This window comes from Streptomyces sp. NPDC048461 (assembly GCF_055587105.1).
Map to the genome: position 1 here is coordinate 87,471 of NZ_JBVJGW010000024.1, position 24,608 is coordinate 112,078.

The 24,608-nt window shown below is 68.1% G+C and carries 14 protein-coding genes; 7 read left to right on the forward strand and 7 right to left on the reverse strand.

Features of this window, described 5'->3' with window-relative positions; translation table 11 throughout:
- Positions 1-199: 199 nt before the first annotated feature.
- The 3 genes from ACZ6S8_RS31425 to ACZ6S8_RS31435 all read right to left on the reverse strand — a co-directional run bounded on the left by ACZ6S8_RS31425 (position 200) and on the right by ACZ6S8_RS31435 (position 1,974).
- Complete coding sequence (locus tag ACZ6S8_RS31425) at positions 200-646, reverse strand: hypothetical protein (protein WP_469460815.1); 447 nt, start codon at positions 644-646, stop codon at positions 200-202.
- 149 nt (positions 647-795) lie between these two features.
- Positions 796-978, reverse strand: coding sequence for a hypothetical protein (locus ACZ6S8_RS31430; protein WP_469460816.1), 183 nt, complete (start codon positions 976-978; stop codon positions 796-798).
- Positions 979-1,083: 105 nt separating this feature from the next.
- Positions 1,084-1,974 (reverse strand): alpha/beta fold hydrolase, encoded by an 891-nt coding sequence (locus ACZ6S8_RS31435; protein ID WP_469460817.1) that lies wholly within the window; start codon positions 1,972-1,974, stop codon positions 1,084-1,086.
- A gap of 86 nt (positions 1,975-2,060) precedes the next feature.
- Here ACZ6S8_RS31435 and ACZ6S8_RS31440 point away from each other — a divergent pair, with 86 nt between their 5' ends.
- Entirely contained in the window at positions 2,061-2,537 is a 477-nt protein-coding gene (locus ACZ6S8_RS31440) for a MarR family winged helix-turn-helix transcriptional regulator (protein ID WP_469460818.1), read from the forward strand.
- Positions 2,538-2,662: 125 nt separating this feature from the next.
- On the opposite strand, the gene ACZ6S8_RS31445 is transcribed toward ACZ6S8_RS31440, so the two are convergent.
- The 3 genes from ACZ6S8_RS31445 to ACZ6S8_RS31455 all read right to left on the reverse strand — a co-directional run bounded on the left by ACZ6S8_RS31445 (position 2,663) and on the right by ACZ6S8_RS31455 (position 5,779).
- Complete coding sequence (locus ACZ6S8_RS31445; protein WP_469460819.1) at positions 2,663-3,982, reverse strand: hypothetical protein; 1,320 nt, start codon at positions 3,980-3,982, stop codon at positions 2,663-2,665.
- Positions 3,983-4,274: 292 nt separating this feature from the next.
- Positions 4,275-5,432 carry a relaxase family protein gene (locus tag ACZ6S8_RS31450; RefSeq protein ID WP_469460820.1) on the reverse strand — a complete coding sequence of 386 codons (1,158 nt, stop codon included), beginning with the start codon at positions 5,430-5,432 and terminating at the stop codon, positions 4,275-4,277.
- Entirely contained in the window at positions 5,432-5,779 is a 348-nt protein-coding gene (locus ACZ6S8_RS31455) for a hypothetical protein (protein WP_469460821.1), read from the reverse strand. The genes ACZ6S8_RS31450 and ACZ6S8_RS31455 overlap by 1 nt, the downstream gene beginning before the upstream one ends.
- 527 nt (positions 5,780-6,306) lie before the next feature.
- Here ACZ6S8_RS31455 and ACZ6S8_RS31460 point away from each other — a divergent pair.
- From ACZ6S8_RS31460 to ACZ6S8_RS31480, 5 genes are all read left to right on the forward strand, one after another.
- A complete protein-coding gene (locus ACZ6S8_RS31460; protein WP_469460822.1) occupies positions 6,307-7,587 on the forward strand; it encodes an AlbA family DNA-binding domain-containing protein in 1,281 nt (426 codons plus the stop codon).
- A gap of 612 nt (positions 7,588-8,199) precedes the next feature.
- Positions 8,200-9,174 carry a serine/threonine protein kinase gene (locus ACZ6S8_RS31465; RefSeq protein WP_469460823.1) on the forward strand — a complete coding sequence of 325 codons (975 nt, stop codon included), beginning with the start codon at positions 8,200-8,202 and terminating at the stop codon, positions 9,172-9,174.
- 43 nt (positions 9,175-9,217) lie between these two features.
- A complete protein-coding gene (locus ACZ6S8_RS31470; protein WP_469460824.1) occupies positions 9,218-9,796 on the forward strand; it encodes an ABC-three component system middle component 2 in 579 nt (192 codons plus the stop codon).
- 5 nt (positions 9,797-9,801) lie between these two features.
- Positions 9,802-11,832, forward strand: coding sequence for a DNA recombination protein RecN (locus ACZ6S8_RS31475; RefSeq protein WP_469460842.1), 2,031 nt, complete (start codon positions 9,802-9,804; stop codon positions 11,830-11,832).
- An 88-nt stretch (positions 11,833-11,920) separates the two neighbouring features.
- On the forward strand, positions 11,921-12,727 hold the full coding sequence (locus ACZ6S8_RS31480) for a hypothetical protein (protein ID WP_469460825.1): 807 nt from the start codon (positions 11,921-11,923) through the stop codon (positions 12,725-12,727).
- 894 nt (positions 12,728-13,621) lie between these two features.
- Here ACZ6S8_RS31480 and ACZ6S8_RS31485 read toward each other — a convergent pair.
- Positions 13,622-16,858, reverse strand: a complete 3,237-nt coding sequence (locus tag ACZ6S8_RS31485; RefSeq protein ID WP_469460826.1) for a DNRLRE domain-containing protein — start codon at positions 16,856-16,858, stop codon at positions 13,622-13,624.
- Between the two features lie 358 nt (positions 16,859-17,216).
- On the opposite strand from ACZ6S8_RS31485, the gene ACZ6S8_RS31490 reads away from it, so the two are divergent.
- On the forward strand, positions 17,217-24,608 hold the full coding sequence (locus tag ACZ6S8_RS31490) for a polymorphic toxin-type HINT domain-containing protein (RefSeq protein ID WP_469460827.1): 7,392 nt from the start codon (positions 17,217-17,219) through the stop codon (positions 24,606-24,608).

The window sequence follows — 24,608 nt, forward strand, 5'->3', positions numbered from 1 at the left end:
GGTGGCTTTGGTGGAAGTGGGAGATGCGGCCCAAGTCACGCTCTGAGGGGAGCGGTCTCCCACCTGCTCCGAAGCTGCCCCCCGTGCCCTGCATGCCGAGGAAAGGGGACGACGAAGGAAGACACCCAGGCCTGTTGGGGATGTGGGGGCAGGGGGGTGCTCGACCCGCGCGATGACTGGTGAACCAACATCCGAGTGATCACAGGTTCACGTCGATGTAATCGATGCCGGTGAACTTCGCCAGGAGGCGCTGCGCGCGGTTCCCGCCGTCCTCCGCCCCGGCACGCTCGGGAAGAACCTCGACCACGCCGAGCGGCGAGCGGAGAAGCTCGCGGCCGTCGATCCGGACTGGAACCCGCGAGAGAGCGGGTGGCCGGTCGGCTGGCAGCGGCACTACACCTCCCCAGCCCAGCTCCCCACGGGCGGCGCCCGGCTCGACTGCCTCATGCCCGGGGTCACCCGGCACGGCGAGCGTCGGACGCCGGCTCACCACCCAGCGCCGGGACCTCAGCAAGCTGAACGCCGAGCAGCAGCGCAGGCTCGGCGAGCTCGGCGTGAAGAAGGCAGCACGGGCCCGCAAGGCCCCCGTGAAGCCGGGCCGGGGCGGCGCGGCGTCATCCAGGTCCTGGCCGACGGGAGCGAGCACCGGACCGGGATCTGGGTCGGGAACATCAAGGCCCGCCGCGACCGGCTCGGCGCGGCGCAGCTGCGCGCTCTCGCCGAGCTCGGCGTCGACTGGGCCCGGTGACCGGGTCGGGCGCCGTTGCAGAATTCTGGAACGGCGCGGCGCCCGGGTCAGGTGCGCGGGTAGTCGTGGCCCGGTGGCGGGTACTGCTGGCCGGGGAGTCGTGCGACGCCGAAGAGGACGATCCGCTCGAGCTCCGGCAGCTCGCCCGCCCGCCCGTGGTTCGTGGAGCCGATCGAGCGGGCGGCGTATCCGCGGTCGAAACACCCGGTGTCGGCCCGGGAGTTGCCCACTCCGGAAGCACGTATCCGGGAGGCAACGGCCCTGCCCCGGCTCGAGGCCGCGTCAGCGGCAGGCCTGAGAGGGCACGGAGGGCGGCGGTGCAGGGACTCGGCCGTTCAGCGGTTCCGGTCGACGCGGTCGACGAAGTCGCCGACCGCGGTGGCGAAGGCGGCGGGCGCCTCCTGCGCGACGAAATGCCCGACGTCCGGGATCGCGACCGCGGTGACGTCGCCGGCGACCTGGCGCATCGTCCGCTCGGTGAAGGGGGCGTTGATGCCGTCGACGGCGAGCACGGGAACGGTCAGCGGCCGCGACTCGGCCAGTTCCCGCATCCGGTCGCCGCCGATCAGGGAGGAACGGTAAAGCCCCTCGGTGCCGCGCCAGCCGCCCGGCCGTGCGTAGGTGCGGGCGAACTCGTCGAGGTCGGCGTCGGTGACCGCGCCCGGCACCATCGTCATCACCGAGACGGCCCAGTCGAGCATCACTCGCTCGCGGCCGGTCAGGAACAGCTCCGGAATTCCCGGGGCGGCCAGGAATCCCACGTGCCAGGAGCCGCCGTTCCTCACGTCGGCCAGCATCTCCCAGCCGTACCCCGGAAGGGTGGTCTCGACGCCGGTGAAGCTGAGGACGTCGCCGGGTTGCGTGGCCGCGAACGCGAAGACCGGCCCGCCGCTGATGTCCTGGCAGGTCACGTGCACGGGTCCGACGCCGAGGTGGGCGACCAGCCGGTGCAGGTCCTCCGCCATGGTGGCCACGTCGTGGTCGCCGTCGGCGATGCCGGAGTCGCCGAAGCCGCGCAGGTCGACGGCGAACACCCGGTGGGTGGCGGCGAGCAGCGGGATGACGCCGCGGAAGGCCCACCAGGACTCCGGCCACCCGTGCACCAGCAGGATCGGGGAGCCGGTGTCGCCCGCCGAGACGTAGTGCAACGTGGTGCCGTTGACCTCGGCAGTGTGGTGCGTGACGCCCGCTACGGCGGGAGAGGCGGTCACGAAAGCGCTGGTCATGCGGTGACTCCCAAGATAGACAACCAGGTTGACTAGAGCATTGGTCAACCTGGTTGTCCATGTCAAGGGAGATCTAGACTGAGGTCATGTCCTCACGATCCGGCGCCGATCTCGCCCTGCTGCTCCTGGGCAGCTATCGCAATCTGGTGGACGAAGTGGTCCGGGAGCTGGCGACCAGGGGATACCCCGACGCCCGGCCGTCGCACGAGTACGCGATCCGGGCCATCCGAGCCGGCGCCGACAGCGCCTCGGACCTGGCCCGCAGACTCGCCATCACCAAGCAAGCCGCGGCGAAGACGATCGCCGCGCTCGGCGAACGCGGGTACGTCGCCACCGAGACCGACCCCGCCGACACCCGCCGCAAGAACATCCGGATCACCGATCACGGGATCGGGCTGATCACCGAGAGCACGGCGATCTTCGACGAGGTGCGGGCCCGCTGGGAAGTGCGCCTGGGCGCCGCCGAACTCGCCGAGCTGGAAACGCAGCTCGCCCAATTCGTCGGCGACTCGCCCATAAACCTCGACGCTCCGGGCTGGGCGGCAGGACAGGAACTGCGCTAGCGGTCAGCAGCCGGCCCCGGGCAGCGGTCCGGCCCCGGTCCGACAGCGTCCACCAGGCCCCCATGCCCGGTCCGCGCCCGCCCGCAAGCCCCGCCCGCAGCGTGCGGGGGCGGGAACCTTCGCCGTCACCGCGTACGCCCCGCACCCGTGGCCCGTGCGGCCTGCTGCCTGTGAGCAGGGACGGCGGCTACCGCCGGGGCCAGCTCGCCGGGTGCCGCGGCGGCCGGGGTGCTGGTGGAGCGGGAGCGGACCGCCGCCGGGGACACCCGGGCCCGGGAGGCGGGCGCGACCGGCGCCGAAGACGGTGTCGTCAGGGAGCGCAGAGTCGCGTCCACGAGCCGCCCGGCCGTGGTGGAGGCGGGACCGTCCTTCCAGCCGGCGTCGGCCTGGAGGCGGGCCAGGTGCGCGCCGAGGAGTACGGGGCCGCCCTGGTCGCGGATCCGGTCCATACGGGCCGCGAGCAGCGGCCACTGGCGCGAGCCGACCAGCAGACCCACCTCGGTCTCCGGCAGAACGTCCTTGACGAGGCCGGCGATCGGGGCGGGCGCGAGCCCCTTCACGCCGAGCTGCTCCAAGGCCTTCGCGCGGTCGCCGAGGTCCAGATCCCGCGGCATGTGAAGGCCCTCGGTCAGCGGGCCCGAGGAACGCTTCGCATCCGTACTGGCGGGCGGCGCCCACGGATCGACGACCTCCCGCACCGGCGGCGCCGCGGCAGGAGCGGGGGGCGGCAGTCGGCGCGGCGGCGGGGGCGGGCACACGGCCGTCAGCCGGCGCAGGCGCAGGCGCGGAGGCCGGGCCGGACGCGGAGGCCGGGCGGCGGCCGGAGCGGGCGTAGCGGGTGCCGCAGCGGCCGCGGTGAGGACGGCGGCAACAGCCTGGTCGGCGCCCGCTCCGGCGGCGTGCGCGTCGAGGAGGATCCGGGCGACGTCGACACCGCGGGCGTCGAGGCGGCCCATGTCGGCCGCGATGTCCGGCCAGGCCGGCGAGGCGAGGATCGCGTCGCGCACCAGGCCGCCCGGCATCGTCGTACGAAGGAGGTCGGCCCACCGATCGGTGCCCTCCGCCTTCGTCCGGGCTGCGCCCGCCACCACGGCCTGGTGGACTCCGGCGGTCATGCGGCCCAGGTGCGGCAGGAACGTACCGAGGTCGACGCCGGCCTGCTGGAGACCGACGAGCCGGCGCGCCAGCTGCGGCCAGTCCGCACCCTCCATCAGCTCGGCGAGGATGTCGTCGCCCAGGACGCCGCGCAGCTGGTCGGCCGACCAGCCCGGGGCCATCTTCTGAGCGTCCTCGCCGAGTTCCTCCTCCCGGCCGGTGAGCCGTTTCTGGGTGGCGCGGCGGACGGCGTCGGTGATGGTCATGACCAGCCGGTAGGCCATCGCGGCCGTCTGCGCGGCTTCCCCGAGAGCTTCGGCGAACGGCTCGGGCTGGGGCGGGTACGTCATCGGCAGGAAGCTCCCTCGGATAGGGGTCAGCGCGTACGGGACGGGCCCGGCCGGCCGGGGTCAGGGCGCGGCCGGACCGGTACACCGGTAACGGGCGTGGTGGTCGGCAGGCCACGGTGTGCGGTGCGCGCCACGCGGCCGGTGCGCGGCTTCACCGTCGGGGGCGGGGTGCCGGTCAGGCCGGCTGCTTCCCGGAGCAGGACGGTGGCGTCGGCGGCGGCTTTGGCCTGTGCCCGGAAGGCCTGCGCGCGGTGCCAATCGGCGGCGGCTTCCACCGCCTCCACGAGCGCGATCAGCAGCGTGAGGACGACCGCGGCGCCACCCCCGCGTGCGGCGCGCGGTGCGTGCTCCAGCGCCCGGGCCCCGGCGCGCCATCCGGCACGGGCGCGGCCCTCCAGGGAGCGGGCGCCGGGGTGCGGGCGGCCTGCTCGAAGGCGTCGGCCGCCGCCCGGACGCGGGCACGGACATGGGCCGGGGAGTGCGCGGCGGCCACCGCCAGGAGGTCGCCGAGCGCGGCAACATCCCCGGCGCCCGCCGCCTGCCCGGCGGCGCCCAGCAGGGCGGACGCTTCCCGGATCCGGTGCTCGGCCAGCGCCCAGTCGGCAGGGGTGACGAGCGGGGTGAACCGCTCCCGGACCCGGGGCAGCGACAGGTCGTAGGCGAGCGTCGAACCGGAGAACCAGACGGGCCGGCTGCCGCCGTCGGCCCGGTCCCCGGGCAGCGCGACCGCGTACCCGAGCAGCGCGCCGGCCTCGTCGCGTCGTTCGCGCACACGCAAGCCCGCGTCGCGGAGCCGGTCGAGGAAGTCGGTGTCGCCGTGGGCGAGGGCGGCGGCCTGCCGGACGGTGCGCTGCAGCACCTCCCGGGCCGTCTCGGCCAGGCCGCGGCGGGCGGCTTTCTCGGCCTCGCCGGTGACGGGGCGGCGGCGCGCGGTCCGGTCGAGCGGGGACATCGGGGTGAGGCCCCAGCGGGCTTCGAAGGTCCGGGCGGCGGTGTGCATGTTGAGGATGTCACCGCGCACGCGGGGGTGCCGGCCGTCCTGGCGGGCGAGGGTCGCGAGGATGTGGATGTGGTCGGGAGCGTGGCGTACGGCGATCCACCGGCAGGCCTGCTCGTCGCCGTGCTCGGCGATGCCCGCGGCGTGCACCATGGCGGCCGCGACCTCCGCCCATTCCGCGTCCGACAGCGTGCGATCGTCAGGCGCGTTGCGGACGGAGATGTGCCAGACGTGTTCCTCCGGGCGCGGGCCGCGCAGTGCTTCGACGGGGGCGTCCAGGAGGAGCGCCAGGTCGGCGAGCGTCATACGGGCCGGGGTGCGGGCGGGGCACGGCAGGTCCGGGTCCCAGGCCGCGACGAGGTGGGGGTCGGTGTGCTCGTCGCGCTCGCCCGGACCGAAGACGTAGGCGAGGAGATCGGCGGTCGTAGAACCGCTCTCCGCCTTCTTCGGCATCACGACCTGGGGCGCCTCTCCCGCATCACCTGGGCCGTCGCGGCATCCACCCGCGCCACCGCCTTGAGGGCCTCCACCACGGCCGCGGCCGACTCCTCCACCGTGGCGGCCGGCTCGCCGACAGCCGCCACGGTGGCGGTCAGGGCGCGCAGCGCGGTCACGGTCTCCCGCAGGTGGACCCGGGCCTGGATCAGCTCCCGCAACACGTCGGCGGCGTCCCGGGAGACCGGCACCAGCACGTGCTGCGCGACCGCCATCACCTGACGTCCCGCCCAGGCCGCCGACGCCATCCCCTCGCGTTCCGCAGCGGTGCGCACGACGGCCAGCTCGGCGTCGCTGAAGGACACGTAGAAGCGCTTCTTCCGTGGTTCACCGGCCTGGCGTTCACGACGCCGCCCACCCGCATTCCCGTCCGTGCCGACTGCCACCCAAGGCCCTCACAAATTCCGTGCCAGCCGATACCGGCTTTCCGGCGTCCCGGGGGCTTACTGCCCCCATTACGTACTAACTGGCTGCCAATTTCTAATGCCTGAAAAAGTGGTGCAGGACCGTGCGCCCGCGAGCCGGAAAAACCAGGCGCGCCGACACCGGGCATCCACACCCACCAACGACCCCGCACCCCACACCGACACCCCCACCACACCACCACCCCGCCGCCACCGCGCCACACCACCACCACGGCCGCAGCCACCACCGCACACCACCACCCCCAACCCCCACCCCCACCCGAACACAAAGAAGCGACGACCACCCCACGGTTGAACTGCTCTCCGCGCTGCTCACCCGCCCCGGCTGGACGCGATGCCAGTCCTCCCAGACCTCTGGTTTGGCGAAGCACCCGCCAGCGTGAGCCGATGCTCCATAAGGTGGCGAGATGGCGCGCTCCTGGACTCGACTGCACGAACATCTGGGCCGCCCGATGGGCCCCCTTACCCACGGGATGGTGGCGGACGCCGTGGCCTCGAAGCTCGGCGAAACGGACGACCTCGACTGGAAGAAGCAGCTGCCCACCTTCGTGCCCAAACCGGGCATCTGGAACGAGTTCGCCAAGGACGTCACCGCGATGGCGAATACCCGCGGCGGCCTGCTCGTGTACGGGGTCAGGGACGATATCGAGCCCGTCGGGATCAACCTCGCCGAGGTGAATGAGCAGCAGCTGACGCAGACCCTCCGCAATGGAGTCCAGCCCTACCTGTCCGGCGTCGACATCATCCGTCTGCCCGCACCGGGCGTGGGCGGTCCCGACTTCCTGATCGTCGACGTAGAACCGAGCGAACTCGCGCCGCACTTCCAGTACGGGTGGGAGCAGAAGGACAAGGACCGGGCGACCTTCAACGCGCCCTACCGTGTCGGGAGCGAGACCTTCTACATGTCCGAGCATCAAGTCGCGCGGGCCTATCAGGAACGCTTCTCGCGTCAGGCGCGGGCCGAGACAGCTCTCGCCGAACTGGTTCAGCAGGCTGCCTCGGTCGTCCTCGGTGAGTCCGTGCCGGGATGTGCGTGGCTGGTTGTTGCGGGACGTCCCGCGCGGCCGGTGCCGCGCCTGGTGCCTGCCCCGAGCCGCGCCGAGGCCAAGGCCGCGCTGCTGGAAGGCATCAAGACCGCCGCCCGGCTTCGGCTTCACAGCGATCCGTACGGGGTCCGCGGCGCCCTGTCCGATCGGCTCAGCAACGCCATGCACGTGGGGCTGCGGCGCTGGGTCGACAGCAACATCCTCGTGCCGGAACTGCGAGGCTCACAGGCTGGAGCCATGGTCGAGCTCCACCATGACGGAGGGGTCGTCGTGTGCGTCGACCTGAGCCACCCCATGTCCAGTCAGATAGGCGCGGCTTTGGTCGACACCTGGACGCTTCCCGCCGCGCTGGGCGAAGCCGTCGCGGTCATCGACGCCCACCGCCGACGCCGCCTGCTCGACTCCACCGTCGACATCACCGCAGCCATCGTGGCCGACAGCAACAACGGACCAGACTTCCGGTTCCTGCCGTACGGGTACGGCAGCGGTCAACCCCGGCCGATCGAGCGTGCACGGCAACCCCTGCGCGTCCTTCCGGCCACCACGGAGCTGCCACCGATAGCCGATGACGACGTTCTCCTAGCGACCGGGAAAGAACTCATCGAAGGCCTGCTGTACCAGTTCGGGATCAACACGCACTGAGGCCGGAGCACCGCGCAGGAAGGACCGCACACCACGATGGATCTGAAATGCCTCCACCCCGGCTGCGGGCAGCACTTCACCGCTGCAGCGGGCTACGAGATACGGTCCGCTGCCCATCACGCCCTGGTCGCCGGACACCCTTGCGCCGCGTTTCAGGGGGGCAGTCGGAGCAACCTCGCGTCATCGGCACAAAGCGCCGCTTCGGCCCGCGCCTACGGTTTCCCCGCCCAGATACCGAAGCGACCAGCGGGCGCCACCATCCCCGGGCCGTCCCCCATGGCCATCGGGTGCGGGCTCATCGCCGCCCTCGCCGTAATCCTCGCGCTCGCTGGATCCTGCTCCACCACCGACAGCGGCCCGCAGAATGACCGCCAGAAATGCGAAGAGGAAAGCTCCCAGAGCGACACAATCCGCTTCGGTGACTGCAAGGGGATGTTCCCCGGCCAGTCCGGCATCAGCGGATGGGACTGATCGAACGCACCCTCGTCAGTATCCGGCGAGCGTTCTTCTCCTTGATCAGACGACTGGCCTTTGGATACTCTCCGGCCAGTACGGTGTGTGACGCACGGGGAACATCCTGTGTGCGGTTCAACGGCGCATGGGGGGTGGGCTGTGCCTGACTCGATAGCCGTGCCGACGGGTGTCCAGCCGATCAGCTTCGACGTGCACGCTGTTCGCGGGGGAAGCCCCGGCGGGGCCCGCGACGATTTCGAAACAATGATCGTTCAGTTGGCCGGCGCGACGACCCCTGGCGTACGGTCCATAGCTGCGAACCCGGGCGACTGGGGTATCGACGCCTTCGCCGGAAACCTCGGCGGAGCGATCACGGTGTGGCAGTCCAAGTACTTCATGCCGGTCACCACCAAGAAGCACATGCAGCAGGTCAAAGAATCGCTCGAAAACGTGCTGAAGGCGGCCGTCCAGAACGGCCACACCATCGCCAGCTGGATCGTGTGCATCCCTTCCAGCATGGACGGCCCCATGACGGCGTGGTGGGACACGTGGACGAAGGCGAAGGAGAAGGAACACAACCTCGTCATCCAGCTCTGGGACGAGAGCGCCCTGCGCAAGAAGCTGCTCAGCCCTGAGGGCGACGACGTGCGTCGCGGCTTCTACGAGACCTACGCTCAGGCAGCCCCCGCCGCCGTGGAGCAGCTTCGGCTGGTTCTCGAAGTCGAGGACGACAAGGCGGCCGTTCTTGGGTCCGCCTTGTTCATTCGGCAGATGACCGAGGCCGGCCACGTGGAGCTGGACTCTGCCAAGAGGCAGTTCTTCAACGCCGATCTGGTGGCCCGGGAGATCGCGCACAAGGATGTTCCGGCGGAGGTGGCGGCGCTCAGTTCCGCCGATGCGACGCTCCACGGTCTCTGGGAGATGCAGTTCAACGAGTGCGCGGCCGAGGGCACGATCGCGACTCTGCACCCCCGTGTCTGGCGGGATGTGCGCAACGAGCACGACAAACTACCGAAGTCGCTCCGCCTGGAGCTGGTGCACAGCTGGGGGCTGGTGCACCGGCTGGTGGACAACCGCAAGGCGGGCTGGGTCAAGCACTGGCGGCAGGTCGCCGCCGAGCACTCCGACGGCTGACCGCTGCCGTCGCCTGTCCTGTCAGACCTACGAGGAGTTCGCTGTGGAAGCACACCGGCCGGTGGTGATGCCGGAGGACGAGGTCACCTTCCGGCTGGCGCAGCTGCTGTTGCTTCTCGACGCTGTCGCCGGGCAGGACGCGAAGGGGGCGAGTCTGGAGCGCATCGGCTACTACGACTTCCTGTCGGCGAATCCCTTTCTCGTCGTCGATTCCGACGGCCGCGACGGGAACGTGCTCAGGCTGGCCGGGTTCGATCCGCAGGTGCTCTCCTACGCTTCCTCCTCGCAGCGTTTCACCAGTCGACGCGAGCGCATCCAGCACGACCTCGGGCTGCTCGTGGCCTACGGATGCTGCGAGGTCCACAACCGCAACGGCGCCTTCGCCTACTCGATCAGCGACCGCGGCCGGGAGCTCGGGGCGCGTTTCACCGCCACCTACGCCGCGTCGTTCACCACCGCGGCATCCATCGTTGTACGTCGCCTTCGCAAGCTGACCGACAAGGCGCTGCGCGAGCAGACAGCCCGGTGGCTACGGCCGGACGGAGAGGGCGCGCCCGGTGCCGCGCTCCTCAGCGTGCTGGGCGCGGGCCCGCAGACACCTGACATGCCCTGGGAGGGGTGACCACGATGCAGCCTCTGCCTGGCATCCGGATCCGGCGCCTGCGCCTAGCAGGCGTCAGCCGGAACTACGAAGTCGACTTCACGCGGGACCAGCGGGTGCGGGACCTGTCCGTGGTCGCCGGGGCGTTCAGCTCGGGCAAGACCGCGGTGCTGGAGTTCATCGCCTACGGCCTCGGAGGGAAGCGCCATCCACGGCATCCAGAGGTGCTGCGGAAGGTCCGTTCCTGCCTTCTGGAAGTCGAGCTGTCCGGCGAACCACACGTCATCGAGCGGCCCGTCGGGGAGCCGTCGAAGGTCGCCTACGTGCGCCGGGGAACGCTGGACAGCCCGCCGCTGTCCAAGCCGGAGAGCAGGCCCATCGATCCGGCGGGATCGCCCGAGAGCCTCTCCGCTCTCCTGCTGGGGCACTGCAAGCTCGAAGGCGTCCAGCTGCGGGAGGCCCCCTCCAGCCGCGAGTCCCGGACCGACCCCCTGAGCTTTCGCGACCTCATGAACCTCGCGTTCCTGCCCAACGAACGCATCGCCTCCAAGAACTTCCTGTTCGAGAACGAGTACATGAAGAAGCACAAGCTGAAGCAGGTGGTCGACGTCGTCTTCGGCGTTCACGACGACCGCGCCGTCGAGCTTGGGCAACGCATCAAGGAACTGGGCGCCCGGCTCACCCAGGCACGCTCCGAACTCGCCGCAGCACGGGCGTTCGTCGACGAGCAGGACGTTCCCGCAGTCGGCTCGCTGGTCGCTGAGCAGTACGAAGGCGAGCTGCGGGAGCTGACCGATGAGCTAAGGGTCCTTGATGAGGCTGCGCACGCTGGTACCACCTTCGCCGGGCGTCTGCGCGGCGAGCACCAGCAAGCGGCCCAGCTCGCCCGGCGAGCCGCCGGCGTCGTGCGTGACTGCGAGACGCAACTCGCCCGCATGATGCCGCTGCGGGCGCAATACGCGGATGACCTGGTCAAGCTCAACATGCTGGCCGAAGCGCAGCTCCTGTTCGACCCCCTGAGCGTCATGACCTGCCCCGCGTGCCTGAACCGGCTGCCCGCTCCCCCGTCGGTGGAGAACGGCTCGTGCAGTCTGTGCAGCCACGAGCTGCCCCACGGCGACGGGCACCTGACGCTCGGCACCGCCGACGCCCAGCAGGCGTCGGACGACCGGCAGCTAGATGTCGCAGCCGAGATCAGGGCCACCAAAGCCCGATTGAAGGAGATCACTGCCTACATTGAGGGCTTGGACGCGTCGCTCGCCGCGCTGAAGCTCCGGGCGGAAGACGCAGCCATCGACGAAGAACGGGCAGCAGCCGCGGTGGACGAAGCCACGTCGCCCTCCGTCACCCCGTTCCTCGCCGCTCGCGACCACCTCCAGCGCCGGCGCGAGGAAGTCCTCCGTAATCTCCAGCACGCCGAGAACGCGACGAAGCTTCAGGCAGGCCTGGAGAAGCGAGCTGCCCTGGTGGAGCGGCAGGAGGCACAGATCGAGCGTTTGCGGGAGGAACTCGATCGGTTGGGGGATGCAGCACAGGACCGGGACCTGGTCGTCGGTCGTATCAGCGGCCGGTACAGCGAGCTGCTGCGGCAGTGGCGCTACCCGAAACTCAGCCAGCCGATGATCGACACGAACCTGGTTCCGTACGTGCGCGGCGACTCCTACCGCGAGGCATCATCCGGTGCCCGGACGCTCCTGGCCCTGGCCTGGCAGCTGGCCGTCTTCGAGGTGGCCGTCGAAACGTCGGCCGCCCACCCCGGCTTCCTCATGATCGACAGCCCGCAGAAGAACCTCGGCCACAGCGGCACCCGGGACGCGGTGATCGCGGACGCGATCGCCATCGACGACTTCTACCGGCATCTGACCGACTGGCTGGCCGAAGAGGGGGCCGGTGCCCAACTGATCATCGTCGACAACAGCCCGCCCACGCTCGTGGAAGACAACGTCGTCGTGCGGTACAGCCGCAACGAGGATCAGCCCCCCTACGGGCTGATCGACGACGAAACCACCGTAGGAGAAGACAGCCACCCACAACCGCCGCACACTGACCGGCCGTAGCGCCCCTTCGCGAGTTGGCGAGACCTGCCAGGCCTCCAACTTGAAGGTCAGGCAGCGGCGTGTCACAGCTATCTGGCAGGGTTCGGCTATGGATGCCTCAGACGTCAATCTGCCGGTCGACCGCGATACCCGGCACATGGATCAGCTTCGAAACCTGCCTGATCCGTCCGAGGCGGTTCGTCTGCCCCCGGAAGTCCTGGAATCGGTTCAAGCATCAGCACGGGCAGTTACGGATGCCGCCAGGGTGCAGATACACCTGCCTGCGATGGTGGCAGCCATGTCTCCCGTGCTTACGGCCCTCGCAAGCACCAGGTCCGCGCTTGACGAGAACATCGACTGGGCGGCCGCGTCACCGGCACTCACAGCCCTCGCAGACGTCACGTCCACGCTCAACAACAACATCGACTGGACGGCCGCCTCACCAGCACTCACAGCCCTCGCAGACGTCACGTCGACAATCCACGACCTGTCATGGCTGCAAGGCAGCCTGTCTTCGATCCTGGCTTTCACTGAACGGCGGGACTGGTTCACCCAGCAGGTGCAGACGCTCTACACCAGCGACTGGATGGATGAACTCATCCGTGAACCTCCGACCGAACCGCCGGCGAACGTGCCGACGGAGACGGCGGCGGAACTGGAGGCCTCGGCCGCCGCGTTCCAGGAACAGGTCCAGTACCTACCGCTGGCGGAGCAGCAGAGGTTGTTCCTGGCTTTCATGGGAGCCGTCGGGATCTCGTTGTGTCTCATGCTGGCCGTCGTGGTTCAGGACAACGACACCGCGAAGGACGTTCTGGCGTCCGTAGGAGACATCGCCGGTGTTGCCTCGACAGTCGTTGCTCTTTCGCTCGCCGCTTGGGCTAGCCGTACCCAGCAGGGCGACAACAACGACAGCTGACCCCGTGATCTGCCCGCACGTCGTGTCCCGGCAGCGCAGCGGGTGACCTTCAGCGGCACTCGATGGGGTGGAGCTTCCTCGTGTGCGAAACCGGCCGACCGGGATACGGGTTCCCCGGTCATGAGCGACGAAAGCAAGATCACGATCGAGATCCGGGGGACACGAGAAGGCCGCGCTCGAAGCGGCCCACCGCATCTCCACCCTGCTCCTCTCCAGCGGACCGTGCCGGCTCCGCCGGTGAAGGCGGCTACCTCGCCCCGGCGCCCCGAACCATGATTCGATTGCTTCGACGGCAGCCGTCCTGAGCGGCAGGCTGCTGCGGTGGATCAGGCCGCCCGGCACAAGCGGAGGTCACGGGGCGGACCGCTCGGCTAATGGGGCCAGAGCGCAGCCCTTTATGGCGAGTCGGCGTTCGGTGCGGTCCGCGAGGCGGATCCAGAGGTAGGAGTGGGCGGAGTCGACTCCGTTCCAGCCGCTGCCGACCTGGACGACTTCCCTCTCGTAGGCAGCGGAGGTGCGGTAGTCACCCGGCGAAAAGGCTTCGGGTCCGCGCACCACGTCGCCCACTTGGTTCGGTGCGGACACTCTGGCGGGGCCCCGTGCGGCGAGATCACCGCGGAGGGGCAACCCTGACCGTATGCCCATAAGCCCTGGCCGCCGCCTGGTACGAACGCCTCGGATACCACCCCGTAGGACACACCCGCCCGGGGACGACGCCCCCACTATCGAGCCCTCGTCGAACCGTTCAGCGTCTGGACTCTGATTCGGCGGAGAAGGTGGGGTTAGCGCCCGACTTTGGTGCTCCTGCCCCAGATCTACGACGCCGGGAAAAGGGACGGGCGCCCAGCCGGAGGTGTCCGGCTGGGCGCCCTTCTGCTCGGTGGTGGTGACCGGTTAGCCGATGGTGAGGAAGGTGTTCCAGTTGTCCTCGTCGGCGCCTGACGCGGAGCCGGGCATGGTGGCGCGGGCGCCGGGGAAGAGGTACTGGTTTCCGTTGGTGCTGACCGCCCAGATGTCGGGGATCTGGTCGCCGTTGGCATCGGGTGTGCCGAGAACCATGGGGAGCTCGGCTCTGCTCCACTTGGTGGTGGCGTAGGTGGTGTCCGCGCCGCCGGCGGAGTCGGCGGCGGTCTCAAGGGAGGTCAGGTCGGTGCCTCCGTTAGGGCCTGGCTTGCCCTTGCGGAGGACGAGGCCGCGGGCGCTGTTGGCGTCGTCGCGGTACAGGAGGTCGGGGACGTTGTCTCCGGAGATGTCGCGGACGCCGATGATGTCGCGGGGGGCCCAGTTGGTGGCCATCTTCTTGGCGGCGGTGAAGCTGGCTCCGGTGTATCCGGTGAGGGCCCAGAGTGCGCCGGCTGTGTCGATGGCGAACATGTCCGCGAATGTGTCGCCGTCGACGTCTTCGGCGGCGACGAGCTGCCTCAGGGTGGCGGGGTCGGGTGCGCCGCCGGGCAGGAGGATCTCCATGCGGGCTCCGGCGTCGAACTGGCCGGTGCCAGTGCCGGGGTAGACGTACAGCTTCCCGTCGGGCATGCGGGCGATGAGGTCGGTGAGGCCGTCGCCGGGGAACCAGTCGGTGGAGTGGGCGATGAGGGCGGACTTCCCCGTGGCCGCGTCCTTCCAGTAGCCGCTGGGGACGGGCTTGCCGTTCTCGACGGCGCCGGGGATGTAGGCGTCGGTGTCGCCGTAGCCGTCGCCTGCGTAGGAGCGGAGGTTTCCGTCCTTGTCGATGCCGAGGATGTCGGGATGGCCGTCACCGGTGACGTCGCCGGGCTTGTCCAGACCGGCCCTGGGCTTGACCAGGAACAGGTACTCGGCTTGGGGTGAGATGTTGCCGAACTTGCTGACGGTGCGGACGTACAGGACGTTGGGGCCTGCGGTGTCGACCTGCAGTTTGACCGAGGCAACGCCGTCGGCCGCGGGGACGGCCGTCTGGTTGAACTGGGGCTTGTTCAGGCTCCACTGGTACTCGCGGATCTCCTCCGGCCTGGCTCCGTTCCCCACAAACTCAACGGTCTGGTCCTTCGTACTGGCCGGGTTGACGCTCCATACGGCATGGTCGGCACCGGGCAGGGGGAAGTCGGTGGAGCGGACCGCTGGGGCGGGGGGCGCGGAGTGGTCGACGGTGAACGTGCACCATCCGCCGCCTCCGGAGTCGGCGGGCCCGCTGCCCGGGGAGCCCCACCCGTCCCAGTCGTTGGTGCGGGAGAGCCAGTAGTACTTCGTTCCTGTCTTGAAGTAGTCCCAGGGAATGTCTTTGGTGATGACCCCGTCGCTGTTGGGCCACAGCCATTCCTCATACGTTTTGACGCCGGTTGCGGCTTCCCAGATCTCGATCTGGACCTGCCTGAGGTTGCCGTCCTGGTCAGTTCCCTTGACCTGGAAAGTCAGGTCAGTCTTGCCTACGCTGGTGCCAGCGCCACTGGTGAGACACGGACCGCCGGGGAAGGTCTGCATGTTCGCCGCGACGGGTGTGTCGGGAGGCCTGTTGTAAACGATCTCCAGGTACGGGGCAGTCTCGCCGTTGGCCAGAAGCTTCTTCCAGTAGTACGAGTCAGACTCGCTGGGGGCCGCGAAGCCGAGGGAGAGCGCGCCCCAGCGGGCGTTCGCCGCTTCCGACACCAGTCCCCGGATGTCGGTCGCCAGCCAGTTGTCGGGGCACGAGCTGTTGTATCCGTAGCCGGCGTCTTCGGAGGCGACCTTTCTGCCCCACCAGCCCGTGGTGTTGTTCCACGTGTTCGACGAGCCGACGAACGGCGTCGAGTAGATGTCCATCTTCTTCCGGTCGCAGGACCACGAGTAGGTCTGCAACGCCCTTACTTTGGCAGAGATGATTCCAGCGCCGTGAAGCTCACCACCGAAGTAGAAGTTGAAGATTGAACGGGATGTGCCGCCCGAGGTGGATTCGTAACCGACGCGAGCTTCGTTGGTGCCGCTCGCATTGTAGTTCTGCCCGTTGTAGAAGCTCGAGTTTCCCTGCGTCTTGTACAGAAGACTCCAGGAGTGCTTGTGCCCCTTGAAAGACGGGTCGATAAAGACCGGATACACCGTTTCCGGAGCGTTGAGCCAGGAATTGTCCGGTGTAAGGGAAAGCGTGTTGTCGGCGAGAGCGGAGGCGGCCACCTTCATGCTCGCGCCCTCCGCTCCGGCCAGCCCGGCGAGGGCCAGGGTCGGGTGCGCGCCGGCGATTTCGGTGGGCTTCCAGGCGGGTGCGTCGTCGGTGGTGGCGACTTTGCCGCTGGAGTCCCACATCAGGGGGGACGGCGCGCCGGCGACTTCCTCGCCCCGGTCGTCGTGGGCGCTGACGGCGCCGGACACTGCGTCCAGCTGGAATGTCAGGTCGGGCGAGGCGAGGCGGTAGTCGAGCCTGCTCAGGAGGGGGTCGGCTGCGGCCTGCTTGTCCTTGATGGCCAGGAGGTGGGAGTAGCCGCCGTCTTGGGCCGTCATGACGAGGTCGAGCCCGGGGCGGACGTTTTCGTACAGAGCCCTCGGGCCGTCGATGACGGGCTGGGGAAGGGGGCCGGGCCAGCTCACGACCATGTCGTGGCCACCGGTGTTCAGCCGGACCAGCTCGGTCCACGCCGTTGAGGGCGTGTCACGCTGGAAGGCCGCTTGCGTCAGCGACACCCGGTTTGCGGCACGGGAGGCGCGCTGCCCGCCGTCGCCCTGTTGCTTGGAGCCGGCGCTGAAGACGACAGCGCCGTTGACCGCCTTGGGCGCGAACCCGCCGTCCACCCGCTGCAGATTAGTGTCGATCGGCTTCCACACGCCGCCGACCCGTGCGCGGGTCGCCGCGGAGGAGACCTGCTTCCTGAACAGGCCGTCGGGCTGAGCCCAGGTGGTGGTGTTCGCGCCGCGCTCGGCGGTGACCTCGACGTCCTTGCCGGCTTCGCGGGCCAGCTGGCGGGCTTCCGGTGCGGCTACGGGCGCGTCGGAGTCGGCAGGCCTGCCGTTCCCCTTCCCGCTCTCGGTCACATGGATTGCGGCCGGGACTGCGACGGCCAGGGCGAGGAGTGCGGCAAGGCCGCCCACGGTCCTGCGGCGCTTGAACCACTGTCGGGCGGGTGCGGCAACTTCCTTTTCCGCCGGTGCTGTTGGCGGACTGCCGTCCACGGGTTCACTGACAGCCATCGTTGTTCTTCTCCCCCCTCGGGCGCGCGGTTCCGCAGCCCTCGGCACTCACAGATGATTCAGCCATCGACTTGACGGCGAAAGGTCCGCTCCCCGCTCGCCTTTCACGCAAAGAGTGCGCGAGTCGAGCATGGACCATCGCACCGACATCATCGCCCCTGGTATTCACCACCCCGGCCATCATTAACGACCGATTTGCTTCATTTATCCCAGGTATGCGGGCAGTAAGGTGATAAAGCCCACATCGGTTATCGGGGCATGGATTTTCTTCTTTGCCGGCCGCAGAATCAGCAGGATATCTGTCAGTTTCCTGCCTGCCGCGTGCCATCGCCGCGGCGGCAGATCGTGGGGGGTCCACATGTCGCCGTTCTCGGCGAATTTCCGCCTGCCCGGAAACAGAAAGGCGCGCCCTAGACGCGCGCGCCTCGCCGGGCAAGTCGGCATCACGCTGTCCGTGGTGCTGGTCGCATCTCTACTACCCGTTCAGGCATGGGCCGCGCCACCGGGCGGCCGCACCGGCATACAGCTCCCAGACCTTCAGAAGGACCTCAAGGCCAAGCTCGACGAGGTCGCGGCCGCGAAACTCAAGGGCTGGGCAGGCACCGCGCCGCTCCCGCCCGGGGCGTATGAGCCCAAACACGAGACGCCCCAGGAGGGCGCGGGCACCGTCAACCTGCAGCCGACTGCAGGCGACGCCCTCGTCCCGGTCGGTTCCCTTCCCGTCAGCATCGGCAAAGCGAAGGGCTCCGACACCGCTCCCTCGGGCACCTGGTCGGTCTCCATGGAGGCACGTGCCGCCACCGAGGACGCCGACATCGACGGCGCCCTCATCAAGATCACGCCGCCTGCCGGCGGGGCCACTCCCGTTGACGTCGCGCTGGACTACGCGAAGTTCAAGGACCTCTACGGCACGGAGTGGGCTACCCGCCTGAAGCTGAAGCAGCTGCCCGTGTGCTTCCTTGAGAAGCCCCTCCGTGACATATGCACCGTCTCAACCGACATTCCGAACACCGCTGACCCGTCTGGCACGAAGATCCGGGCCACCGTTGATCCGGCCGCTACGCCGGACCCCGGTATGCGCACGATGAGCGGAGCCGGGGGTGGCTCCTTCCTCTTGGCGGCGAGCGACGGAGGTGCGGGGGCGGGTGGCAGTTACAAGGCCACGTCACTCTCCCCTTCGGGTACCTGGACGGCCGGCAGCAGCGGTGGAGGCTTCTCCTGGACCTATCCGCTGACGGTGCCGCCGGCTGCCGCGGGACCCACGCCCAGCATCGCGTTCTCCTACTCCTCCCAGGCTGTTGACGGCAAGACGTCGGCGACCAACGGCCAGGCCTCCTGGGTAGGCGACGGCTGGGACTACAACCCCGGCTTCATCGAGCGGCGCTACCGCTCCTGCGCCGCGGACCTGAAGGCGAACCCGAAGAAGCCCAACAACGACACCACCAAGGACAAGAAGAAGGAAGACCTCTGCTGGGCGGGTGACAACCTCGCCCTGTCCCTCGGCGGCAACACCACCGAACTCGTCCACGACACCGCGAGCGGCAAGTGGATACCCGCCTCTGACGACGGCTCCAGGGTGGAGCGGATGACAGGCGGGGCGAACGGCGCCAAGGACGGCGAGTACTGGATCGTCACCACGCGCGACGGGATGCGCTACCACTACGGTCGCCACAATGTCGGCACCCACGGCGACGGCACGTCCCCGCAGACCGTCACCAACTCGGTCTTCTCCGTCCCCGTCTTCGGCAACCATCCTGACGAACCCTGCTACAAGCCTGCGTACGCCGACTCCTCCTGCAAGCAGGCCTGGCGCTGGAACCTCGACTACGTCGAGGACGTGCATGGCAATGCCATGGTCATCGACTGGCACAGGGAGGAAAACCGCTACGCCCGGAATGAGCAGTACGGGGAGAAGGACAACGCCAAGGTCGGATACGTCCGCGGCGGGTATCCCCTTCGGATTCTCTACGGCCTCCGAGCCGACAACCTCGCCGGAGCACCTGCCGGGCGGGTTGATTTCAGGGTGGAAGAGCGCTGCTTCGAGGACCGCGACACCAAGTGCGGCGATGCGCAGTTCGGTTCCAAGAACGCCGTCGACAAGCGTGGCTGGTGGGACACCCCCACTACCCTGCACTGCAAGGCGGACGCGGCGAAATGCTACGTCTCATCACCGACTTTCTGGTCGCGCAAGCGCCTGGCCGCAGTCACCACCTACGGACAGCGCACCGAGGGCTCGACCGCCCTTTCCAAAGTCGACCAGTGGTCCCTGAAGCAGTCCCTGCCCGCGCACCGTACCGACACGCATCCGCCGCTGTGGCTGGAGTCGATCACCCGCACCGGGTACGGCGCCAAGGACGGCGCCACGGGCGTGTCGATGCCGGCGGTCTCCTTCCTGGCCAATGCGATCGACATGCCCAACCGCGTCGCGAAGTCGGCCGACGAGGACGCACCGGACTTCGATCGGCTGCGTGTGGAGACGATCCGCACCGAAACCGGCGGCGAGATCTACATCGACTACTCCGCCCCCTGCACGGTCGGAGCCACCCGGCCCAAGCCCGAAGAGAACACCACCCGCTGCTTCCCGTCCCGCTGGTCCGCGGACTCCGGGCTGGAGCCTGAAAAGGTTCCGGTGGAGTGGTTCAACAAGTACGTCGTCGAGAGCGTCGTCGAAAAGGACCGGGTCGCCCGCCAGCCCGACGTCACCACCACGTACACCTATGAGGGCGATGCCGCCTGGGCCAAGGACACCGACGAGTTCACCAAGTCGGATCTGCGCACCTACAACCAGTGGCGCGGCTACGCCAGCGTCCTGACCAAGCGCGGAGTCACCGCGAACGCGGGCAAGCCCGACTCCACCGAGCAGTCCCAGACCCGTACCCGCTACTTCCGCGGCATGTCCGGTGACGCAGGCCGCGCGAAGATCACTGTCAAGGACTCCACCGGAACAGAAGACCTCGGCGAGGACCTGCTTCAGCACCAAGGCCAGGCCGCCGAGACCATCACCTACTCCAAGACCGGAGGGAGCATCGTCTCGCGGGTTCTCACCGTGCCCTGGAGCGAGCGGACGGCTGTCCGTGCCCGGACCGACACCACGAACCTCGAGGCATTCCGACGGGGCACCTCGCGAACTGACGAGATCCAGAACGTCAGCGGCGGAAAGTCCCGCATGGTGCGCACCCGCACCACCTACGACAGCGACGACGCCACCGACAGCGTCAACTACGGTCTGCCTTTCACCACTCAGATCGAGACCCTGACACACGACGGCACCAAGTGGGTCGAGGTCGAGCAGGCCTGCGCCAAGCCCACCTATGTACACAACACCGAGAAGAACCTGATCGGCCTTCCCCAGCAGAACCGGAAGACCGCCGGTGACTGCTCGAAGACCGCGACCGGCACGGTCCTCGCCGACGAGCGCATCTCCTACGACGCGCCCGCCGCGTTCGGCACGGCCCCCACGAGGGGCCTCCCCTACCAGGTCGACACCCTCGACGCGGCAGGCACCGCCTGGCTGACCACAACGCGAACTGAGTACGACGGGCTCGGGCGGGCCGTCAAAAGCTACGACGGCGCGGGCAGCCCCTCGGCCTCTGCCTTCAGTCCGGCAGCGGGGCCGCCGTTCAGCGTCACCTCCACCAACGCCCTCGGGCACACGGTGACAACCAAGCTCGACCCCGCCCGGGGCAGCGTGCTGGAGACGACCGACGCCAACGGCGGCAAGGCCACGACGACCTACGACGAACTGGGCCGCCGTACCGAGGTCCGGACGGCTTCGCAGAAGGCCACCGACAAGGCGGCCTACACGTTCGAATACCAGATCTCCGAACTCAAAACGCCGGTCGTCATCTCCCGTGCGCTCAAGGACAACGGAACCTACAGCACCTCACTCACCATCTACGACGGCCTCCTGCGCCCCCGCCAGACCCAGGCTGAGGCCCTGGGCGGCGGCCGGATCGTCACCGACACGCTCTACAGCGCGAACGGCACCGTCCGGCAGACCAACAGCGGATACCTCGCCGAAGGCACCCCGGACACCGGGATCTTCGTACCCAAGTCCATGACCGAAGTGCACAATTCAACCCAGACCGCCTACGACGGACTCGGCCGCGCCCTGCGCACCACCACCCTCTTCGAGGGAGTGCCCATCCAGTCCGCCACCACCCAGTACGGCGGTGACTGGACACTGGCACGCACCGGGATGTCCGCCAACGGATCAGCCCCGCTGCCGGGGAGCCGCGCGGTCAAGACCACGACCGATGCCATGAACCGGACGGCACTGGTGGAGCACTACACGTCTACCACGGTCGACGCGGACAAGGTCGAGGACCCCACCACGACGAAGACCAGGTACTCCTACGACGTCCGAGGAAACCTGGCCAAGGTCACCGACGCCGCCGGCAACAACTGGACCTACGCCTACGACGCCCGCGGCCGTATGACGTCCTCCGACGACCCCGACATGGGCCGCTCGACGTTCACCTACGACAACCTCGACCAGCAGGTCTCTACCACCAACTCCCTGAACCGTTCCCAGGTCACGAAGTACGACGCCCTCGGCCGCAAAACCGCCCTCCACGCGGACACCGCCGACGGCGCCCTCATCTCAGCCTGGACCTACGACACCCTGCCCAACGGTAAGGGCCTGCCCGTCGCCTCCACGCGCTATACCGGCGGCGCCAACGGCACCGCATACACCAGCGAGGTCACCGGCTACGACACCGAAGGCCGGCCCACCGGCTCCAAGATCACGATCCCGGACGTCAGCGCCACCAAGGGCCTGGCCGGAACCTACGCCTACAGCACCACCTACACCCCGACAGGCAAGGTCCAGTCCTCCACGCTTCCATCCACGCCGGGCGGGCTCGCCGCCGAGAAGCTGATCACCCGGCACAACGCCGACGGGTTGCCCCAGACCATGTCGGGTCTGGACTGGTACACCGCCGACACCATCTACAGCCCGTTCGGCCAGGTCCTGCGCACCGCAACCGGCAGTGCCCCCAACCGCATGTGGTCCAGCACCATCTACAACCAGAACACGGGCCGCGTAACTGAAGCCTCCAGCCACCGCGAGACCCCCGACCCCCTCGTCTCAGCACTGTCGTACACCTACGACGCAGTCGGGAACCCGACCTCGATCACCGACACCCAGCCCGGCGGCCGCGTGGAGCGCCAGTGCTTCACCCACGACACCATGGGCCAGCTCACCCAGGCCTGGACCGGCAAGACCGCAGCCTGCGCCAGCCCCACCCTCGCGAACGTCGACGCCGGCCCTGACAACGACGGGTTCTGGCAGGAATACCAGTTCGACAAGATCGGCAACCGCACCAAGTTCATCAACCGCACCCTCACCAAGGGGCCTGACGGCAAGGTCGGCTACGCCACCGACGACGAAACCACGTACACCTACGGCGTGACCGTCGCCGGCAACGGGACTCAGCCCCCGGTCACAACCCAACCGCACGCACTGGCCAAGGCCGAGGAGACCACCCGTAAAGCAGGGTCGGTCGTCAACTCCCTGTCCACCTACACCTACGACGCGACCGGCAACACCAAGACCCGCCGTATCGACGGCGACACCCAGACGCTCGGCTGGGACCGCCGAAACAAGCTGGTCAACGCCACCAGCCCCGGAATCGGCGGCGTAGCCATCACCGGACTCGGCGGGAAGTGCCTCGACGTCGAAGACGGCAAGAACACCGACGGGACCCCCGCACAACTCCTGTCGTGCAACGAATCCAAAGCCCAGCAGTGGCGCATCACCGGCGACACCATCCAGGCCCTCGGCAAATGCCTCACCGCCCAAGACGCCCGGGCCCGGCTGGCAACCTGCACCGGCAGCGCAGAGCAGAAGTTCACCTACAACGCCGCGGACAAGACCCTCTACAGCACAGCCGCCAAAGCCTGCGTCACCGTCCCCAACAACAACCCCGCCGAAGGCAACGACCTCCACATCTTCACCTGCACCAGCGGCGCCGCCGCCCAGCAGTGGACCTTCAGCAACGCCACCAGCTACCTCTACGACGCCGGCGACAACCGGCTCATCCAGGAAACTGGCAGCGCACGCACCCTCTACCTCGGTGAAGCCGAGATCACCGTCAGCAAAGCCGGCCAGCCCCTCGACGCCGTCCGCTACTACACCGGCCCCGGCAGCACCACAGTTCGCCACACCGACGGCAAGAAGGACAACCACAAGCTCTCCGTCCTGGTCACCGACCGCCACAACACCGCAACCGCCAACGTCGAACAAGCTGAAGATCAGAAGATCACCCGCCGCAAGTCCGATCCTTACGGCAATCCGCGCGGCGCACAGCCCGCCGACTGGCCCGGCGACCGGACCTTCCTCGGCACCGGCACAGACGACAACACCACCGGTCTCACCCACATCGGTGCCCGCGAGTACGACCCGGTCACCGGCCGCTTCATCAGCGTCGACCCCATCATCGACATCACTGACCCGCTGCAGATGAATGGCTACACCTACGCAAGCGGCAACCCCATCACCGGGTCCGACCCCAGTGGCCTGCGCAGCGAAGAATGCGGCACCCTCTACAGCTGCAACGGCAACACCACCATCACAGCCTCCAACTCCAGCCAAATCGACTACATGCCCTGGTCCCACCAGTACATGTACTACGAATCCCGCGTCGGCCGGAAAGCCGGCCAGCAGGGCTGGAACCGCAGAACCATCAGCGAACAAATCTCCGCAAACTTCCAAAGAAGATCACCCCGAGACCCGTACAAGGGCTACAAACCACGCCAGCTCTCGCTCAAGAACATGTCTGGCGGAATAGGAAAAAGCTTCGTTGACTTTGCCGATTTTGTAGTCTTTCGCGCAGACAACATAACAAGGCCGGGGCCCTTCGCAACAGGATACGGGGCCCTGATGCAGCACTTCGGCGTAGACACGAACAGTGGCTCCTACCTCCTGGGTGAGGTAGTAGCACCCATGCCCGGCGGATTGGCGAAAGGCGGAGTCAAAGCTGGCGCTAAGGGACTCACGAAACTCTTGACGAAGGCAGTCAAGGGCTGTGACAGCTTTACTGCGGGAACCAAAGTCCTTCTGGCCGACGGCACCAGCAAGCCCATCGAAAAATTGACCACAGGCGAGGAAGTCACCGCAACCGACCCTGAAACCGGGGAAACCGCTTCTAAGACGGTTACAGCTACCATCTTCACCGAGGACGACAAGAAATACGTCGACCTCGAAATCGAAACCAAAAACGGCATCTCGACCATCACCACAACAGGCCACCACCCGTTCTGGTCCGAAACGGACCGGGCTTGGGTGAACGCCAGCGAGCTCAAGCCAGGTGTTATCCTCCACACAGATGAGGGAAAAGCAGCGGCAGTAGTTCGAACCCGTTCATACCAAGCCGTCAACGAGACTTACAACCTCACCGTCGCCGACATCCACACGTACTATGTGCTGGCGGGGGCCACGCCCGTTCTCGTTCACAATTCCGGGGGTTGCGGAATATCGACACGCCAAGAGAAGGCTGGCGATATCGATAAATACACCGACGGGCAGGATACTCGCGATCCAGCGTCGCAGTGGTATCACGAGATGCTGAGCAATGAGGAACTTCTGGACGGGATCAATAATCCTGGCGCAGGAGACGGAATTCTCGTCTCGCGTGACGGCACGATCCTTGGAGGTCATCACCGCTCGGACGAACTCCGAACGAGGATGAGGGACGGACGCATCGACCCAGATACACCCATCCGCATCGACGTCTATGACGGGGAGTAG

What these genes read in the sequence shown, in the direction of transcription:
- ACZ6S8_RS31435 (WP_469460817.1), bottom strand. Translation starts at nt 1,974, where the DNA reads ATGACCAGCGCTTTCGTGACCGCCTCTCCCGCCGTAGCGGGCGTCACG.
- ACZ6S8_RS31440 (WP_469460818.1), top strand. Translation starts at nt 2,061, where the DNA reads ATGTCCTCACGATCCGGCGCCGATCTCGCCCTGCTGCTCCTGGGCAGC.
- ACZ6S8_RS31445 (WP_469460819.1), bottom strand. Translation starts at nt 3,982, where the DNA reads ATGACGTACCCGCCCCAGCCCGAGCCGTTCGCCGAAGCTCTCGGGGAA.
- ACZ6S8_RS31450 (WP_469460820.1), bottom strand. Translation starts at nt 5,432, where the DNA reads ATGCCGAAGAAGGCGGAGAGCGGTTCTACGACCGCCGATCTCCTCGCC.
- ACZ6S8_RS31460 (WP_469460822.1), top strand. Translation starts at nt 6,307, where the DNA reads ATGGCGCGCTCCTGGACTCGACTGCACGAACATCTGGGCCGCCCGATG.
- ACZ6S8_RS31475 (WP_469460842.1), top strand. Translation starts at nt 9,802, where the DNA reads ATGCAGCCTCTGCCTGGCATCCGGATCCGGCGCCTGCGCCTAGCAGGC.
- ACZ6S8_RS31480 (WP_469460825.1), top strand. Translation starts at nt 11,921, where the DNA reads ATGGATGCCTCAGACGTCAATCTGCCGGTCGACCGCGATACCCGGCAC.
- ACZ6S8_RS31485 (WP_469460826.1), bottom strand. Translation starts at nt 16,858, where the DNA reads ATGGCTGTCAGTGAACCCGTGGACGGCAGTCCGCCAACAGCACCGGCG.
- ACZ6S8_RS31490 (WP_469460827.1), top strand. Translation starts at nt 17,217, where the DNA reads ATGTCGCCGTTCTCGGCGAATTTCCGCCTGCCCGGAAACAGAAAGGCG.